This is a genomic window from Microbacterium marinum, from assembly GCF_014204835.1.
Lineage (GTDB): Bacteria > Actinomycetota > Actinomycetes > Actinomycetales > Microbacteriaceae > Microbacterium > Microbacterium marinum.
Map to the genome: position 1 here is coordinate 3,061,520 of NZ_JACHMD010000001.1, position 15,798 is coordinate 3,077,317.

Annotated in this window: 12 protein-coding genes; 7 read left to right on the forward strand and 5 right to left on the reverse strand. The window is 70.6% G+C overall.

All coding sequences use genetic code 11. The annotated features are described in order from the left end of the window. Positions 1-15 precede the first annotated feature (15 nt). Together BKA24_RS15090 and BKA24_RS15095 are read left to right on the forward strand one after the other, a co-directional pair. The gene (locus BKA24_RS15090; protein WP_184220097.1) at positions 16-4,824 is read left to right on the forward strand and encodes an Lhr family ATP-dependent helicase; all 4,809 of its coding nucleotides are present in this window, start codon (positions 16-18) and stop codon (positions 4,822-4,824) included. After that, the gene (locus tag BKA24_RS15095; RefSeq protein WP_184220100.1) at positions 4,817-5,590 is read left to right on the forward strand and encodes an Fpg/Nei family DNA glycosylase; all 774 of its coding nucleotides are present in this window, start codon (positions 4,817-4,819) and stop codon (positions 5,588-5,590) included. The genes BKA24_RS15090 and BKA24_RS15095 overlap by 8 nt, the downstream gene beginning before the upstream one ends. Positions 5,591-5,603: 13 nt before the next feature. On the opposite strand, the gene BKA24_RS15100 is transcribed toward BKA24_RS15095, so the two are convergent. Next, positions 5,604-5,897: a putative quinol monooxygenase gene (locus tag BKA24_RS15100; protein ID WP_343066141.1), complete on the reverse strand. Its 294-nt coding sequence runs from the start codon at positions 5,895-5,897 to the stop codon at positions 5,604-5,606. 1 nt (position 5,898) lies between these two features. After that, a complete protein-coding gene (locus tag BKA24_RS15105; RefSeq protein ID WP_184220891.1) occupies positions 5,899-6,543 on the reverse strand; it encodes a YitT family protein in 645 nt (214 codons plus the stop codon). A gap of 166 nt (positions 6,544-6,709) precedes the next feature. Between BKA24_RS15105 and BKA24_RS15110 the strand changes: the two genes are divergently transcribed. Genes BKA24_RS15110 through BKA24_RS15125 form a run of 4 tightly spaced genes read left to right on the forward strand, consistent with a single transcriptional unit; the run spans position 6,710 to position 9,291 of the window. Beyond that, entirely contained in the window at positions 6,710-7,117 is a 408-nt protein-coding gene (locus BKA24_RS15110; protein ID WP_184220103.1) for a transferase, read from the forward strand. Between the two features lie 46 nt (positions 7,118-7,163). After that, on the forward strand, positions 7,164-7,727 hold the full coding sequence (locus BKA24_RS15115; protein ID WP_184220106.1) for a thermonuclease family protein: 564 nt from the start codon (positions 7,164-7,166) through the stop codon (positions 7,725-7,727). Positions 7,728-7,768: 41 nt separating this feature from the next. Beyond that, on the forward strand, positions 7,769-8,524 hold the full coding sequence (locus tag BKA24_RS15120; RefSeq protein ID WP_184220109.1) for a LysR substrate-binding domain-containing protein: 756 nt from the start codon (positions 7,769-7,771) through the stop codon (positions 8,522-8,524). Positions 8,525-8,565: 41 nt separating this feature from the next. Further along, the gene (locus BKA24_RS15125) at positions 8,566-9,291 is read left to right on the forward strand and encodes a glutamine amidotransferase-related protein (RefSeq protein ID WP_184220112.1); all 726 of its coding nucleotides are present in this window, start codon (positions 8,566-8,568) and stop codon (positions 9,289-9,291) included. Positions 9,292-9,302: 11 nt separating this feature from the next. Here the strand turns inward: BKA24_RS15125 and BKA24_RS15130 are convergent, their stop codons facing one another. Further along, positions 9,303-10,118, reverse strand: coding sequence for a tryptophan-rich sensory protein (locus BKA24_RS15130; protein ID WP_184220895.1), 816 nt, complete (start codon positions 10,116-10,118; stop codon positions 9,303-9,305). A gap of 192 nt (positions 10,119-10,310) precedes the next feature. Between BKA24_RS15130 and BKA24_RS15135 the strand changes: the two genes are divergently transcribed. Then, positions 10,311-11,687 carry an HNH endonuclease signature motif containing protein gene (locus BKA24_RS15135; RefSeq protein ID WP_184220115.1) on the forward strand — a complete coding sequence of 459 codons (1,377 nt, stop codon included), beginning with the start codon at positions 10,311-10,313 and terminating at the stop codon, positions 11,685-11,687. A 13-nt stretch (positions 11,688-11,700) separates the two neighbouring features. Here the strand turns inward: BKA24_RS15135 and treZ are convergent, their stop codons facing one another. After that, positions 11,701-13,419 carry a malto-oligosyltrehalose trehalohydrolase gene (gene treZ, locus BKA24_RS15140; protein ID WP_184220118.1) on the reverse strand — a complete coding sequence of 573 codons (1,719 nt, stop codon included), beginning with the start codon at positions 13,417-13,419 and terminating at the stop codon, positions 11,701-11,703. After that, positions 13,416-15,770 (reverse strand): malto-oligosyltrehalose synthase, encoded by a 2,355-nt coding sequence (gene treY, locus BKA24_RS15145; protein WP_184220121.1) that lies wholly within the window; start codon positions 15,768-15,770, stop codon positions 13,416-13,418. The genes treZ and treY overlap by 4 nt, the downstream gene beginning before the upstream one ends. Between the last annotated feature and the right edge of the window lie 28 nt (positions 15,771-15,798).

Below are 15,798 nucleotides of genomic sequence, written 5' to 3' on the forward strand. Positions count from 1 at the left end.
CGCGATGATGGTCGGATGTCGGACGTGCTCGAACGGTTCAGCCCTGCCACGCAGGACTGGTTCCGCAGCGCCTTCGCGGCGCCGACGAACGCGCAGTCGGGCGCCTGGCAGACGATCTCGGCGGGCAAGCACGCTCTCGTCGTCGCGCCGACCGGATCGGGCAAGACCCTCTCCGCGTTCCTCTGGGCGCTCGACCGCATCTTCCGCGACAAGGCGAACGAGCCCGCCCCGGCGTCAGACAAGAAGAAGAAGCGGGCGGATGCCGGCGCCCCCCGCACCCGGGTCCTCTACGTCTCGCCCCTCAAAGCCCTCGGCGTCGACGTCGAGCGCAACCTCCGGTCGCCGCTCGTGGGCATCGGCCAGTCGGCCCGGCGGCTCGGCCTGCCCGCGCCGGACGTATCCGTCGGCGTGCGGTCGGGCGACACACCGTCGGCGGATCGGCGCCGGCTGCTCGCGGACCCGCCGGACATCCTCATCACGACACCGGAGTCGCTCTACCTGATGCTGACGTCGCAGGCGGCGGAGACGCTGCGCGGCATCCATACCGTCATCGTCGACGAGGTCCACGCGGTCGCTGCCACCAAGCGCGGAGCACACCTCGCGGTGAGCCTCGAACGGCTCGACGCGCTGCTCGATCGTCCGGCGCAGCGCATCGGCCTGTCGGCGACCGTCCGGCCCATCGACGAGGTGGCGCGATTCCTCGGCGGCGCAGCGCCCGTCGAGATCGTCGCGCCCAAGGCGAGCAAGGCCTTCGATCTGTCGGTCGTCGTTCCCATCGGCGACATGACCAACCCGCCGCCCCCGCCCGGCGACGCGGCGGAGGCGGAGAGCGAGAGCGTCGACCCCGACGACGATGACGGCGACAGCGGCGACTGGTACACACCCCCGCAGTCCTCGGAGATGACGGGATCGGTCTGGCCGCATGTCGAGGAAGCGATCGTCGACCGCATCCTCGCGCACCGCTCCACGATCGTGTTCTCCAACTCCCGGCGGCTCGCCGAGCGACTGACGGGACGGCTTAACGAGATCTACGCGGAGCGGGTCGGCATCGACTTCGCCGACCAGACGGTGCCCGCCGCAATGAGGGTCCCGGTAGCAGAGGCTCCGGGCGGCGCGAATGCGCCGTCTGGAGGAGCGGTCAGGGCGGCGCAGGCCGGAGCTTCGGCGGGCGTCGAGGCGATCCTCGCGAAGGCGCACCACGGCTCGGTCTCGAAGGAGCAGCGCGCGCAGGTCGAAGACGAGCTCAAGTCCGGGGTGCTCCGCTGCGTCGTCGCGACCAGCAGCCTCGAGCTCGGCATCGACATGGGCGCCGTGGATCTCGTGATCCAGGTGGAGGCACCGCCGTCCGCGGCATCCGGTCTGCAGCGCGTCGGTCGCGCCGGCCACCAAGTCGGCGAGGTCAGCCGCGCCGCGCTCTTCCCCAAGCATCGCGGCGACGTCCTCCACACCGCCGTGGTCACCGAGCGCATGCTCGCCGGGCAGATCGAGGCGATCGCCGTTCCTCAGAACCCGCTCGACATCCTCGCGCAGCAGACGATCGCGGCGTCCGCCGTCGGCACCCTCGACGTCGAGGGCTGGTTCGAGACCGTCAAGCGCTCCGCTCCCTTCCGTTCGCTTCCCCGCTCGGCCTACGAGGCGACGCTCGACCTGCTGGCCGGACGGTATCCGTCCGACGCATTCGCCGAGCTGCGCCCCCGCGTCGTGTGGGATCGGGATGCCGGAACGGTCACCGGCCGGCCGGGTGCGCAGCGCATCGCCGTCACCAGCGGCGGCACCATCCCCGACCGCGGCCTGTTCGGCGTCTTCATCTCCGGAGAGACTCGCAATGCCCGTGTCGGTGAGCTCGACGAGGAGATGGTTTACGAGTCGCGTGTCGGCGACGTGTTCACGCTCGGCACGACGAGCTGGCGGATCGTCGAAATCACCCACGACCGCGTCAACGTGCTGCCCGCATACGGCCAGCCGGGCAAGCTCCCGTTCTGGCACGGCGACGGGCTCGGCAGGCCCGCCGAGCTGGGCGAGGCGCTCGGAAAGTTCTCGCGCGAGCTCTCTACAGCGAAGCCCGAGAAGGCCACCGAGCGGCTCCGGGAGTCCGGCCTCGACGACAATGCGATCGGCAACCTGCTCGCCTACATCGGCGAGCAGCGCGAGGCCACCGGCAGTCTGCCCACCGACAAGACGCTGACCGTCGAGCGGTCCCGCGACGAGGTCGGCGACTGGCGCGTCATCCTGCATTCCCCGTACGGCATGCATGTGCACGCGCCGTGGGCGCTGGCCGTGAATGCACGCATCCGCGAGCGCCTCGGCGTCGAAGGCGCCGCCGTGGCGAGCGACGACGGCATCATCGCCCGCGTTCCCGACACCGACGCCGAACCTCCCGGAGCCGACCTCTTCGTCTTCGATCCCGACGAGCTCGAACAGCTCGTCACGTCCGAGGTGGGAGGGTCGGCGCTCTTCGCGTCGCGCTTCCGCGAATGCGCCGCCCGCGCGCTGCTCCTGCCGCGCCTCAACCCCAACAAGCGTTCGCCCCTCTGGCAGCAGCGGCAACGATCGGCACAGCTGCTCGAAGTCGCCAAGGAACACCCGACGTTCCCGATCATCCTCGAGACGCTGCGCGAAGTGCTCCAGGATGTCTACGACCTCCCGGCGCTGCTCCGCATCGCACGGAGCATCGGCGACCGCCGGATCCGACTGGTCGAGACGACGACGAGCTCGCCGTCACCGTACGCACGCGACCTGCTGTTCGGATATGTCGGCGCGTTCATGTACGAGGGCGACTCCCCCTTGGCCGAACGGCGCGCGGCCGCGTTGTCGGTGGATCCGGCGCTGCTGAGCGAACTCCTCGGCAAGATCGAGATGCGCGAGCTGCTCGATCCCGGCGTGATTGCACAGTATGAGCGCGAGCTCCAGCGCCTCGATCCGACCCGGCGCGTCCGCGGGATGGAAGGTGTCGCCGACCTCCTCCGGCTGCTGGGACCACTCTCCGCGAAGGAAGTCGCCGAGAGGCTCGAGAGCCCTACCGGCGCTCTCCTCGAGGGCGAATCGGATGCCGCGGCATCCCCCGCGGCGGAAGCCGAGTCCGACACGTCGTCGACGCGCGCGCCCGCAACCGAGGCCGAAGCAGCCGGTCTGCTCGCCGAACTCGTCGACGCCCGGCGCGCCATCCGCGTCACGATCGGCGGCGAGGTCCGCGTCGCCGGTATCGAGGATGCCGGTCGACTGCGTGACGCCCTCGGCGCGGCGCTGCCGGTCGGCATCCCGACCGCCTTCGTCGAACCGCTCCCCGACCCGCTGGCCGACCTCGTCGCACGGTACGCACGGACGCACGGTCCGTTCCGGACGTCGGAGGTCGCGACGAGGCTCGGCATCGGCGGGGCCGTGGCGCGGCAGACGCTCCAACGCCTCGAGGCGCAGGGGCGGCTCGCGAGCGGGTTCTTCCTGCCCGCCGATTCCGCGCACACCGACGATCTCGAGTGGTGCGACAGCGAAGTGCTCCGGCGGATCCGGATGCGCTCCCTCGCCGCGATCCGCGGCAGTGTCGAGCCTGTCGCACCCGAGGCTCTGGGTCGCTTCCTGCCGGTGTGGCAGCACCTGACGCGTCCGCTGGAGGGCGTCGACGGAGTCTTGGCGGTCGTGGAGCAGCTGGCGGGGGTCCCGCTGCCGGCGAGCGCGTGGGAATCGCTGATCCTGCCTTCCCGGGTGCGCGGCTACTCCCCCGCTCTGCTCGACGAGCTCACCGCGACCGGCGAGGTGCTGTGGTCGGGGCACGGCTCACTGCCCGGGCGCGACGGGTGGATCGCCCTCCACCCGGCCGACGCGGCGACACTCACCCTCGATCCGTCGGCCGACGAGGTGACCCCCTTCGAGCAGTCGATCCTCGACGCCCTGACGGCCGGCGGCGCGTACTTCGCCGTGCAACTCGCCGGCATGGTCGAGGCGCCGAACGAACAGACCGTCATCGACGCACTGTGGAACCTCACCTGGTCGGGGCGGGTCACCAACGACACCTTCGCCCCGGTGCGAAGCCTGCTCGGCGGCGGGGCTCAGGCCCACCGGGTCACGCGGCGGACGCCCCGCACCCGGATGTTCCGCGGCACGCCCCTCGCGGCGACCGGCAGGACCGCGCCGCAGCGCCCCGCACTCGTCGGCGGACGCTGGTCGCTGCTCCCGACACCCGACGACGACGCGACGCTGCGCGCGACCGCGACGGCGGGACTCCTGCTCGAACGCTACGGCGTCGTCACCCGCGGATCGGTGCAGTCAGAGGGCGTCCCCGGCGGGTTCGCCCAGGTGTACCGGATCCTGGCGGGATTCGAGGATGCCGGGCACTGCCGACGCGGCTACTTCGTGGAGAAGCTCGGCGCCGCGCAGTTCGCGACCTCGGCCACCGTCGATCGCCTGCGCGAGTTCGCCTCGGTGCCCGAGCCGGCACCGCTCGCCGCGCGGACGCTCGCGGCGACCGATCCGGCGAACCCCTACGGTGCGGCGCTGAACTGGCCCTCGCTCGAGGGCGTCACGCACCGACCGGGCCGGAAGGCGGGAGGCCTCGTCGTCCTCGTGGACGGCGCGCTCGTCCTGTACCTCGAGCGCGGTGGTCGCACCGCCCTCGTGTTCACCGAAGCCGAGGATGTTCTTGCCGCCGCCGCGCGGAGCCTCGTCGAGACGGTGAGGACGCACCGCCTCGACACACTCACCATCGAGCAGGTGAGCGGCACGTTCGTCTACTCCCACCCGGCGGGTCGGGCGCTGCGCGACGCAGGCTTCGTCGAATCCCCGAAGGGCCTCACGCTGCGTCGTGGGTCACGGGAACCGCAGCATGCCTGAGGGCGACACCGTCTTCCGTGCGGCCCGTCGGCTCGACGAAGCGCTCGCAGGCCACGAGGTCACGCGCTTCGAGATCCGCGTGCCCCGCAGCGCCGTCGCCGACCTGCGGGGCGAGGTCGTCCACGGCGTCGTCCCTCGCGGTAAGCACCTCCTGATGCGGATCGGTGATCAGACGCTGCACTCCCATCTGAAGATGGAGGGCCGCTGGCACGTCTACCGACCGGGGCAACGCTGGCGGGCGCCCGCGTATCAGGCTCGCGCGATCGTGGGCACGAAGCCGGCCGACGCGGTCGGTTTCGAGCTCGCGATGGTCGAAGTCCTCCCGACGGCCGAAGAAGCTCGGGTCGTGGGGCACCTCGGCCCCGATCCGCTCGCCGCTGACTGGGATCCCTCAGACGCGGCAGCACGCGTCGCGGCGGATCAGCGCGCCATCCACGTCGCCCTCCTCGATCAGCGCAACGTCGCGGGATTCGGCAACGAGTACGCGAACGAGCTCCTCTTCGTGCGCGGCATCCGTCCCACCGCCCTGGCCGCAGAGGTTGACGTCGCCGGGCTGATCGAGACCGGCGCACGCATGATCCAGGCGAACCGCGATCGACAGGGGCGCACCTTCACCGGCGACAACCGGCCGGGGCAGCAGACCTGGGTCTACCGCCGCGAGGGCAAGCCCTGCCGGCGCTGCGGCACGCTGATCCGCGGTTCGGAACTCGGCTCGCGCGCCACGAGCGAGCGGATCATCTTCTGGTGTCCGGTTTGTCAGCCGTGACGCCTCTCGGAGTTCAGTCCGACGAAAGACCCACGATGCGGTAGCGGCGCTCCAGCCCCGCCGTCGCCCTGCCCCACTCGCTGTCGGCCATGCGGCGTTGATGCGCGCGGAACGCGGCTTCATCGACGAAGAGCTCCTCGACCGACCACGCCCGGCCCCCGCCGAGCGGCGTGATCTCGAATCGCACGCAGCCGGGTTCGGCGAGCGTCAGCTCGATGTGCTCGGCGAGGTGGCGGCGGACGACGTCGGCCTCCTCCTCCGACCGGCAGATGAGCCGACCGGTCAGACGCACGCCGCCGATATCCACGTCAGTGCCCGATGTAGCGGCCGGGCCGGTGGTTGAGTGCCAGGACGATGTTCAACACGACGGCTCCGGCCGCGGACATGAGCACGTTCGGCCAGGGGACGACGAGCAGTGCGAGCAGGATGATGAGGACATCGAAGACCATCATCGTCCACCCGACGCGGATGCCGGTGGCGTCGTGGATCACGAGAGCGACCACGTTGATGCCGCCGAGGCTCGACCCGTGACGGAACACGATCAGCAGGCCGATTCCCGCCAGGAGGTTGCCGGCGAGGGTGCCGAAGACGGGGTCTATCGATTCGACCTGCAGGAGGCGTTCGATCACCACAGAGAAGCCCGAGACGAGCGCGACGGAGACGGCGGTGCGCAGCGAGAACGCCCAGCCCCGCTTCCAGACGGCGAGCGCCGCGAAAGGCAGGTTCACCGCGGCGAAGAGGGCCCAGAACGGCCATGCCACCGCGTGGCCGAGCAGGAGCGAGAGCCCCGCTGTGCCCCCGGTGACGGCGACGCTGAGGTCGAGGAGGAACAGCCCGAGCGACACGGTGAACGTTCCCGTCAGCAAGCCCACCACATCGTCGAGCAGGGTGTGCGGCGCCGCCTTCTGTTCGAAGACGAGAGACGGGCCCGTTTCGGGTGCGGCGACGTCGATGGCATCACCCGCCGGGGAGAGATCCCCCGCTGCGGCGGGGTCGGAGAGCGGGTCTCGGGCGTCGGTCACCGCAACACCCTATATACCTCGCGGTCAACCCCGTGTTTCGCATCCATCTGAGGGAATGAAATGTACGTACGCGCGTTGTACCCGGCAAGGAGGTTCCGTGGGTAAGAACTACATCGACATCGAGAACGACCGAGGCGAGACGCTGCGCTACCGCAAGCACGTCAACGGACGCGGCTTGATCGCGAACGGCGCCAAGGTGCACCCGAGCGCGCTCGTCGAAGCAGGGGCTTACGTCGAACCCGGCGCCCAGATCGCCGCCGGCGCACACATCGGCCGCGGCGTCTGGATCGAGCCGGATGCCGTGATCGGCCCGAACGCCGAGATCGCCCCCCACGCGCACATCGGCCCCGGCGCGGCGATCGGCCCCGGCGCGAAGATCGGCGTCCGCACCTTCATCGGCGCGGGTGCCCGCGTGGCCGGTGAATCGCTCATCGGAGACGACGAGAGCGTCGGCGACGGCGAGCGGATCGCCACCGACCGACGCGGTCTGCGACTCGCAGCCTGACCGCCGTTGAGCCGATGGCGTCGGAAGACGCCGTTAGCATCGCCCCATGTCCACCCGTCGCCGGCTGCTCCTCGGAGCGGCCGGCGTTCTGCTTCTCACGCTGGTTCTCTTCGCCGTCCTGACGGGTCAGGGCGGACGGGCGCAACCGGAGACGACGGAGAACGTGGCGCTGCCAGACTCGGCATCCGTGTTCACGGTGGAGTACGTCTTCGACGGAGACACAATCGAGGCGAGACCGGTGGATGCCGGGGCGCGGCGGGTCGCCGGGACCACGGAATCCGTGCGGATGCGCCTGATCGGCATCGACACCCCCGAGGGCACGCCGACGCCCGAGTGCGGGGCGGAGGCGGCCCGCGACCGGCTGCGCGATCTGCTCCCCGAGGGATCCCGCGTGTGGATCGACGTGGATGCTGAGCCACGCGATCGCTACGACCGCCTCCTGGTCTACCTCTGGTCGCGGGAGGGCGAGTTCGTGAACGCGACGCTCGTCCGCGAGGGGCACGCCGTCGCGCTCCGCATCGAGCCGAACGTCGCCCACGCCGAGCTGTTCGCTGCGGAGGAGGATGCCGCACGGCGAGACGGCACCGGCGGCTGGAGCGCCTGCGGCTGACCGACACCGGCATGCGGAGGCGTCGCGGCTACGCTGAGCCCATGGCAGCGCGCGGTGGATCGTCCAGTCGGGGTGGATCGCCACGCCGAGGCGGAGCGGCCGGCAAAGGCGGCTCCCGGAGCGGAGGCGCCCGCCCGTCCGGCGGCTCCGCCCGAAAGAGCACCCCGAAGCGGAACGACCGTGAGGCCCCGGCGACACCGACGCCCGCGGGCCCGTTCCGCCTCGGCGCCGTCCCCGGAGCGACCCCCGGCAAGTGGATCGACACGTGGAAGCAGCGGATGCCGCATGTCGCCCTCGACCTCACCTCGCTCACGGTCGCGGATCAGCGCTCCGCTCTCGCCCGCGGAGAGGTGGATGCGGCGATCGTCCGGCTTCCCCTCGACGCCGACGGTCTCCATGTGATTCCGCTCTACGACGAGGTCACCGTCGTGGTCTGCGACGTGGATTCCCCGCTGACCGCCGCTGACGAGCTCACCGAGGCCGACCTCGAGGGGGAGGTCGTGATCGTGCCGGGCGACGACGTCCTCGGCATCCGTCTCGAGGGAACCGCATCGCCTCGGTTCGATAACCCCGCCACGACCGGCGAGGCGATCGAGACCGTGGCGACGGGCGTCGGAGTGGTGGTCGTGCCGATGTCGTTGGCCCGGCTCCATCACCGCAAAGACGTCACGTTCCGCCCGCTGGTCGGCGCACCGACCTCGTCGGTCGCCCTCGCGTGGCCGGTCGATGCGACGACCCCCCTGGTCGACGCCTTCGTGGGGATCGTGCGCGGCCGGACCGCGAACTCCTCGCGCTGACGCCGCCGGGTCGGGCCCCGGGGGCGATTTAGAATCGACCCATGGCTCCGCTCGTCTACCTCTGCGTCCGCCCGCAGGTGGATGCCGCGGATGGGGAGTATGCGTCGTTCGCCGCGGCGATGCAGCTCGACGCCGACGGTCTCGAGCGCTGGAACCTGGTCGAGGAGCCGCTCCCGGCCGACGTGTTCACCCGCTGGCGCGGGTTCGTCGTGGGAGGCAGCCCGTTCAACACCACCGACGACGACGCCGCGAAGTCGGCGGCGCAGCGTCAGATCGAGGCGGGGCTCGAGGCCGTGGCACTCGAGGCCGCTGCCGGCCGGACTGCCGCGCTGTTCACCTGCTTCGGGATCGGCGTCGCGACGCGTGCTCTGGGCGGCGAGGTGACGCGCGACTATCCCGAGGGCACGGGCCCCACATCGATCGAGCTGACCGATGACGGACGCGTCGATGCCCTCTTCGGCGGCATCGCCCCGGCCTTCACGGCCCTGACCGCTCACAAGGAGGGGACGGCACGGCTGCCGGACGGCGCGGTTCTGCTGGCCCGGAACGACGACTGTCCTGTGCAGGCCTACCGTGTCGGCGATCGCCTGTACGCAACGCAGTTCCACCCCGAGCCGACCGGCGTCGCGTTCACCGAACGCATGACGATCTACCGGAACCACGGATACTTCGACGCGAGCGAGTACGACCTCGTCGCCGAGCGCGTGCTCGCCGCGGATCTCCTCGAAGCGCAGCGCCTTCTGCGCGCTTTCGCGACAGCGTTCTGAATCGGCGCGCGTCAGCGGCGCAGGGCGAGCTCGCCCCGGCGACCCGTCGCCCACATGACGAGCGGGACCAGCACGACGATGGCGGCCGCGACCCACGCAGCGATGGCCACGGGAGTCGACTCGGGTTCGCCCGAGAATCGACCGACACCGATCCAGAGCAGCCCCCATGCCGAGGCCAGCGCCGGAGCGAGTCGTCCGCCCGTGGCGATCGCGGTGGCACCGGCGATGAGCACCACCACGACGAGGACCGCGATGCCCCACGCGTCGGCGACTTCGGCCCATGAACTCGGGGCGACCTCTGCAGTGAGCCACGCGGTCGTATTGGCCACCGTGGCGAGCGTCACCCATCCGAGGTGCAGTCCGACGGTGACGTCGGTGAAGAGGGTCTCGGCGATCGTCCGCGGCGGGGTGCGCACGAGGATCCGGATGGTCGCCCCGAGCGCGGCGAGAAGCAGCACGATCGTGATGACCGTCAGGATCAGGGTCGTGAACTGCGCGGCGAGGAGCCACGCTCCGTTGAGGACGGCGGTCAGGGCGATCGGGTAGCCCGCGCGACGCTGACGTTCGCTGTCGCGCTGCGAGGGCAGGGCCTGCCACACGGTGTACGCGATCATGAACAGGTAGATGAGGCTCCAGATGGAGAACGCGGAACTCGCCGGCGCGAGCACTGTGGCGTTCGCTGACAACGCGCCGCCCTGCAGATCCTGCACGGGTGTACCCCCGAGCACGCCGGCGCCGAACATGGCCGCGATGATCATGAAGACGACTGCCGAGATGACGACGATCTGACGGGTGATGTCGGAACGGGATGCCGCGGCGGAACTCATCATGCGGTTCACGGTATGCGCGGAGCGTGGATGGGTCAGCATCGTTGACAACACGCGCGCATCGGCCTACCACGGGGCGGATCGGCCCGCCTCTGGGCCGCGCGTGAAGATGAGCGATCTCTCATCTGATCGGGCGTTTCGGGTGGTGGAAATGCGGGCGGGAATGTCGGAGGCCCTCACCAGAATGAGGGTATGACCAGCACGGCGGAGACTCCCGGATCGGACGCGTTCCTCGCGTCTTTGGCTGGGTTCGTGCATGAGGTCGAGTCCGCCGGGCGGCAGGTCGCGGCGGCGCAGATCCGTGAGATCCGGGTGCTCGCCGCGGCGGGTCGGCTCGCGGAGACCCAGTCGGCGGGGTCGCCGGGTCGGGTGCGAGAGCACGACATGATCCTCCGATCGATCGCGGCGGAACTCGGCGGCGTGATGCGGGTCGCCGACCGGACCGTGCAACGCCGGATCAGCGATGCCCGCGTGATCGTGGAGGACTTCCCGGGCGCCCTGGCCGCGTGGGAGACGGGTGCCATCACGCGAGGCCACGTGCTCGTCATCGTCGAGACCGGGTCGGTCGTTCCGCCGGAGCTGCGAGCCGAGTTCGAGACCGCGGCGATCACCCGGTGCGAGCGGGATACACCGAACCGCGTGCGAGCGGAGCTCGAGATCCTGGCGCAGCGGATGCACCCGCGGTCGTTCACCGAACGCCACGCGGAGGCGACCGCGGGACGGTGCGTACGGGTCCTCCCTGGGCGCGATGGGATGTCCGATCTGGTCGCGACGCTTCCGACGGCAATCGTCGAGGGCGTGCATGATCGGCTGACACAGATGGCGCGGGCGATCATCGACACCCGCGGTGAGCGGGCCGATGCCGCAAGCGGCGACCGCACTGCGGGTGCCGTCGACGACGCGGGGATCGACGCCCACGACCGGCACGAGGCGATCACGACCGACGCCCGGTCCGCCGACCAGGTCCGTGCCGATGTGTTCGCCGACCTGCTCCTCGCGGGCACGCCCGCCCTCGACGACACGCGCGACACGACCGCGGGTCCGCTCGGTGCGATCCGGGCACGAGTGCAGGTCGTCATCCCCGCCCTGGCGCTCGCGGGTGCGGACGAAGCGTGCGACCTCGTCGGCCGCTCCCCCATCGACCCGACCACCGCGCGGCTGCTCGCCGGGTCGACGCCCACGTGGGAACGACTCGTCACCGACCCGATCACCGGCACCGTGCTCGCCGTGGACTCGTACCGAGTACCCAGTGCGATGCGCCGGTACCTGCAAGCCCGCGACCAGCACTGCCGATTCCCCGGATGCCGCACCGCGGCGATCCGCTGCGAAGTCGATCACACCCACGACGCGGCGCTCGGCGGGGCGACGGAAACGACGAATCTCGCGCATCTCTGCCAACGCCACCACTCGATGAAGCAGTTCACCGCCTGGAGGGTCCGACAACTCAAGGGTGGCGTCCTCGAATGGACTTCACCCCTTGGCAGGACCTACCGCGAAGACGCACCCACCCCGGCCGTCGCCTTCACCCCTGCCGCACCCACGCACGACGACGGCCGAGCACCCTATTGAGCCCGCCGCCCGCTCACCGACCGATGACGACCGCCGACTCCGGCGCGATGACGAGGGATTCGCCCGCGGCGTCGGGCTCGCGCGTCGCGATCCACACGTCACCGCCCGCAACCTCCCACGGCTCATCCGTCAGGTTCACGACGATGCGCACATCCCGGCGCCGGAGCACATAGCGCCGACCCGATTCGCGCACCTCGACCTCCGCATCCCGGCCACCCGGACCGGGATCCGTCAGCTGGGGCCGCTCGCGCCGTAACCGGGCCAGACTCCGATACAGGTCGAGCAGACGACCGTGCTCACCCTTCTCCCGCTCGTCCCAATCGAGCTTCGACCGCTCGAAGGTCGCCGGATCATTGGGCAGCGGCACGATGCTCTCGTCCCACCCCATCTTCACGAACTCTGCGATCCGCCCCTTCGCCGTCGCCTCGGCGAGCTCGGGCTCGGGGTGCGAGGTGAAGAACTGCCACGGCGTCGACGCGCCCCACTCCTCGCCCATGAACAGCATCGGCGTGCCCGGCGCGGTCAGCGTCAGCACCGCCGCGATCGCCAGCCGATCGGCCGACAGCGTCGCCGTCAGACGGTCGCCCGCCGCACGGTTGCCGATCTGATCGTGATCCTGCGCGTACGTCACGAGGCGCCACGATGCCGCGTCGTCGGGCACCGGCTTGCCGTGATCCCGCTCACGGAACGACGAGTAGGTCCCGTTGTGGAAGAACCCCTCGGTCCACACCTTCGGCAGCGCCTCGGGATCGGCGAAGTCCTCGTAATACCCGACCGTCTCGCCGGTGAGCGCGACGTGCACGGCGTGGTGCCAGTCGTCCGACCACTGCGCCGCCAGACCGTACCCGCCGGCCTCGCGTGGCAGGAACATCACCGGATCGTTCAGGTCGCTCTCTGCGATCAACGTCAACGGCCGCCCGACGTGCGCGCTCAGCGCATCGGCACGCTCCGCGATCTCCTGCAGGATGTGCACCGGTTGCTCGCCGGACTCGTGCAGGGCGTGCACGGCATCGAGCCGCAAACCGTCGACGTGATAATCCCGCAGCCACATCAACGTGTTCTCGACAATGAACTCGCGCACCGCCGACTCGTCCAGGTTCAGGCTGTCGCCCCATGTGTTCCGCGACCCGTCGCGCAGGTACGGCCCGAACTCCGGCAGGTAGTTGCCACTCGGGCCGAGGTGGTTGTAGACGACGTCCTGGATCACCGCGAGGCCCGCCGCATGCGCGGCATCCACGAATCGCTGATACGCCGCAGGTCCGCCATAGGTCTCCTGCACGGCGTACCAGAGCACACCGTCGTACCCCCAGTTGTGCGTTCCGTTGAAGGCGTTCACCGGCAGCAGCTCGATGTGGGTCACCCCGATGTCGACGAGATGATCGAATCGGGCGATCGCGGCATCCAACGTCCCCTCCGGGGTGAACGTGCCCAGGTGGAGTTCGTAGATCAGCCCTCCCGCCAGCTGCCGGCCGGTCCAGTCGCCATCGGTCCAGGGGAAGGATGCCGGCTCGTACCAGGCCGACGCCTCGTGCACGCCCCGAGGCTGACGCCGCGAGCGCGGGTCGGGTCGCACGCTCTCGGCGTCGCCCAGGACGAACCCGTACTCGTCACCGTCCGCGAGTTCGACGTCGGCGCGCCACCAGCCGTCCGCCGCCGCGTGCAGGGCGACGTCCTCCCGCCCGGGGCGACGTAGTCGCACCCGCTCCTGACGCGGAGCCCACACCTCGATCATGAGACGTTCCCTTCCTGGATCTCGTCGACCGGCACGAGCAAGGCCACCGGATAGGTTTCCAACAGCTCCGCCAGCCGCACCGCGGTGCCCTCGAAGCGACGTCCGGTCAGGACGTCCACCGTGGGACCCGAGTGGCGCAGCAGCAGCGTGTCGCCCCAGCCGCCTCGGGCGGCGAGGCCCACGGGCAGACGGGTGGCCACGGCGACCGCGCCGCCGCGGTCGAACGCGACGGCATGCTCTTCGGCCGAACCGACGACGGTCATCGGCGTGTACCGCGTGAACAGCTCGGGCTGGTCTCGACGCAGCCGCAGGGCCCTCGAGGTCACCAGGAGCTTGACCGCGCCGGATGCGTCGATCCCCGGCATCCATCCCTCGTCGAGACGGGCCAGCAGGCGCCGCCGCTCCTCGAAATCGACCTCGCGGCGATTGTCGGGATCGACGAGGCTGTGGTCCCAGAGCTCCGTGCCCTGATACACGTCAGGGACGCCGGGACCGGCGATCTGCAGCAGCTTCATCGACAGCGAGTTCGACCGACCGTGGGGGGTGATCTCCTCGACGAACGCTTCCACGATCCGACGGGCGTCGCCGAACGCGGCATCCACCATCGCATGCATCCGCTCCTCGAACGCCTCATCGGGAGAGGTCCACGTCGTGCTCAACCCCGCCTCGCGCGACGCCTTCTCGGCGTACGCGTGCAGTCGCTCGCGGCTCGCGGGCCACGCCCCGACGATCGCCTGCCAGAGCAGGTTGTCGAGCGGGCCGTCGTCCGTCGACGCGACGGCGCGCAGCTCGCCCAGCACCTCGGCCCAGCGCTCCGGCAGTTCCGAGAGCACCGCGAGCCGGGCCCGCACGTCTTCGCTGCGCTTCGTGTCGTGCGTCGACAGCGCCGTCATCGCCTTCGGCCACGTCGACTGGCGGCGAGCGGATGCCGCGTGGAACGCGTCCACTCCGGCGGTCCAGTGGTGCGGGTCGCCGCCCACCTCGGTCAGCGAGGTGAGCCGCGTCCAGCGGTAGAACGTGGTGTCCTCGACGCCCTTGGCCATGACGGGTCCCGTGAGCTGCATGAAGCGGCGGGTGAACTCGCCCTCCGGGGAGACGGCAAGTCGCGCCGCGATCGTCCGGAACACCGGCGCGAGATCGGGCCGACGTTCGGACGCCGTGAACACCGCGTCCGCCACGTGATCCGCTCCCGCCGGGAGATACGCGCGGTACACCGGGAACGCGGCCAGCATCTCGGCGAGCGCGTCCTCCCACCCCCCGTCCGTTGCGCCGCCCCGGTCCGCGGGAGCGACGAGGTTCGTCAGCCGCAGCAGCTCCGCCCGGAGTCCGCCGGTCGCCCACGCGAGCTTCGCCTCATGGACGACATCGTCGTAGTCCGGCTCATCGCGGCCGCGCAGGTGCGCGTCGAGACGAGCCAGCCGCGCTTCACCGGCCGGATCGGTCAGCACCCAGTCGAGAGCGGCCATCGCGTCGTACCCGGTCGTGCCGTCGGTCGCCCACCAGGCGGGAAGGTCTTCGCCGTGCTCGAGGATCTTCTCGACGAGCACATACGCATCGCCGGTCGCGGCGGCCAGCAGGTCGAGGTAGCCGCCGGGGTCGGCGAGTCCGTCGGGGTGATCCACCCGCAGGCCGTCGGCGAGTCCCTCGCGGATCCAGCGGACGATCTCGACGTGGGTCGCGTCGAAGACCGCGGGGTCTTCGACGCGGACACCGGCGAGCGTCGTCACCGCGAAGAACCGCCGGTAGTTCAGCTCGGCATCGCGTCGCCAGAACAGCAGCTCGTAGTGCTGCCGCTCGAGCACCTCCGCAACGGGCCCCTCCCCTGTCCCGTCCGCGAGCGGGAACTCATGGTCGAAGTAGCGCACGACACCGGCATCCGTGTCGATCGTGATCTCGCCGGCGTCGATGGCGACCTCGAGTTCACTGCCGAGGACGGGCAGTCGAACCCGTCCGCCGAGCGCCCAGTTGATGTCGAACGCCGCCGCGTGCGGCGACGCCTGCCCCTGCCGGAGCACGTCCCACCACCATGGGTTCTGCCTCGGGTCGGAGACGCCCTGATGGTTCGGCACGATGTCCACGAGCACGCCGAGTCCCGCGTCACGCGCGGCTGCCGAGAAGCGATCGAGGCCCGCCGCGCCGCCCCGCTCGGGGTCGATGGTCGTCGGATCGACGACGTCGTAGCCGTGATCCGATCCGCTCGTCGCCGTGAGTAGGGGCGACAGGTACGCCCAGTCCACGCCGAGCTGTCGGAGGTAGTCCGCCAGCTCGGCGGCGGAGTTGAGGTCGAATCCGCGCCGGATCTGCAGCCGGTAGGTCGATACGGGCGCCGGGCGATGGGGTGAGCGGGTCACGGCATCCTTCTGTTCCGTCGAGAGGGTC

Coding starts and splice junctions, on each gene's coding strand:
- BKA24_RS15095 (WP_184220100.1), top strand. CDS start 4,817: ATGCCTGAGGGCGACACCGTCTTCCGTGCGGCCCGTCGGCTCGACGAA.
- BKA24_RS15115 (WP_184220106.1), top strand. CDS start 7,164: ATGTCCACCCGTCGCCGGCTGCTCCTCGGAGCGGCCGGCGTTCTGCTT.
- BKA24_RS15125 (WP_184220112.1), top strand. CDS start 8,566: ATGGCTCCGCTCGTCTACCTCTGCGTCCGCCCGCAGGTGGATGCCGCG.
- BKA24_RS15090 (WP_184220097.1), top strand. CDS start 16: ATGTCGGACGTGCTCGAACGGTTCAGCCCTGCCACGCAGGACTGGTTC.
- treZ (WP_184220118.1), bottom strand. CDS start 13,419: ATGATCGAGGTGTGGGCTCCGCGTCAGGAGCGGGTGCGACTACGTCGC.
- BKA24_RS15135 (WP_184220115.1), top strand. CDS start 10,311: ATGACCAGCACGGCGGAGACTCCCGGATCGGACGCGTTCCTCGCGTCT.
- BKA24_RS15120 (WP_184220109.1), top strand. CDS start 7,769: ATGGCAGCGCGCGGTGGATCGTCCAGTCGGGGTGGATCGCCACGCCGA.
- BKA24_RS15130 (WP_184220895.1), bottom strand. CDS start 10,118: ATGAGTTCCGCCGCGGCATCCCGTTCCGACATCACCCGTCAGATCGTC.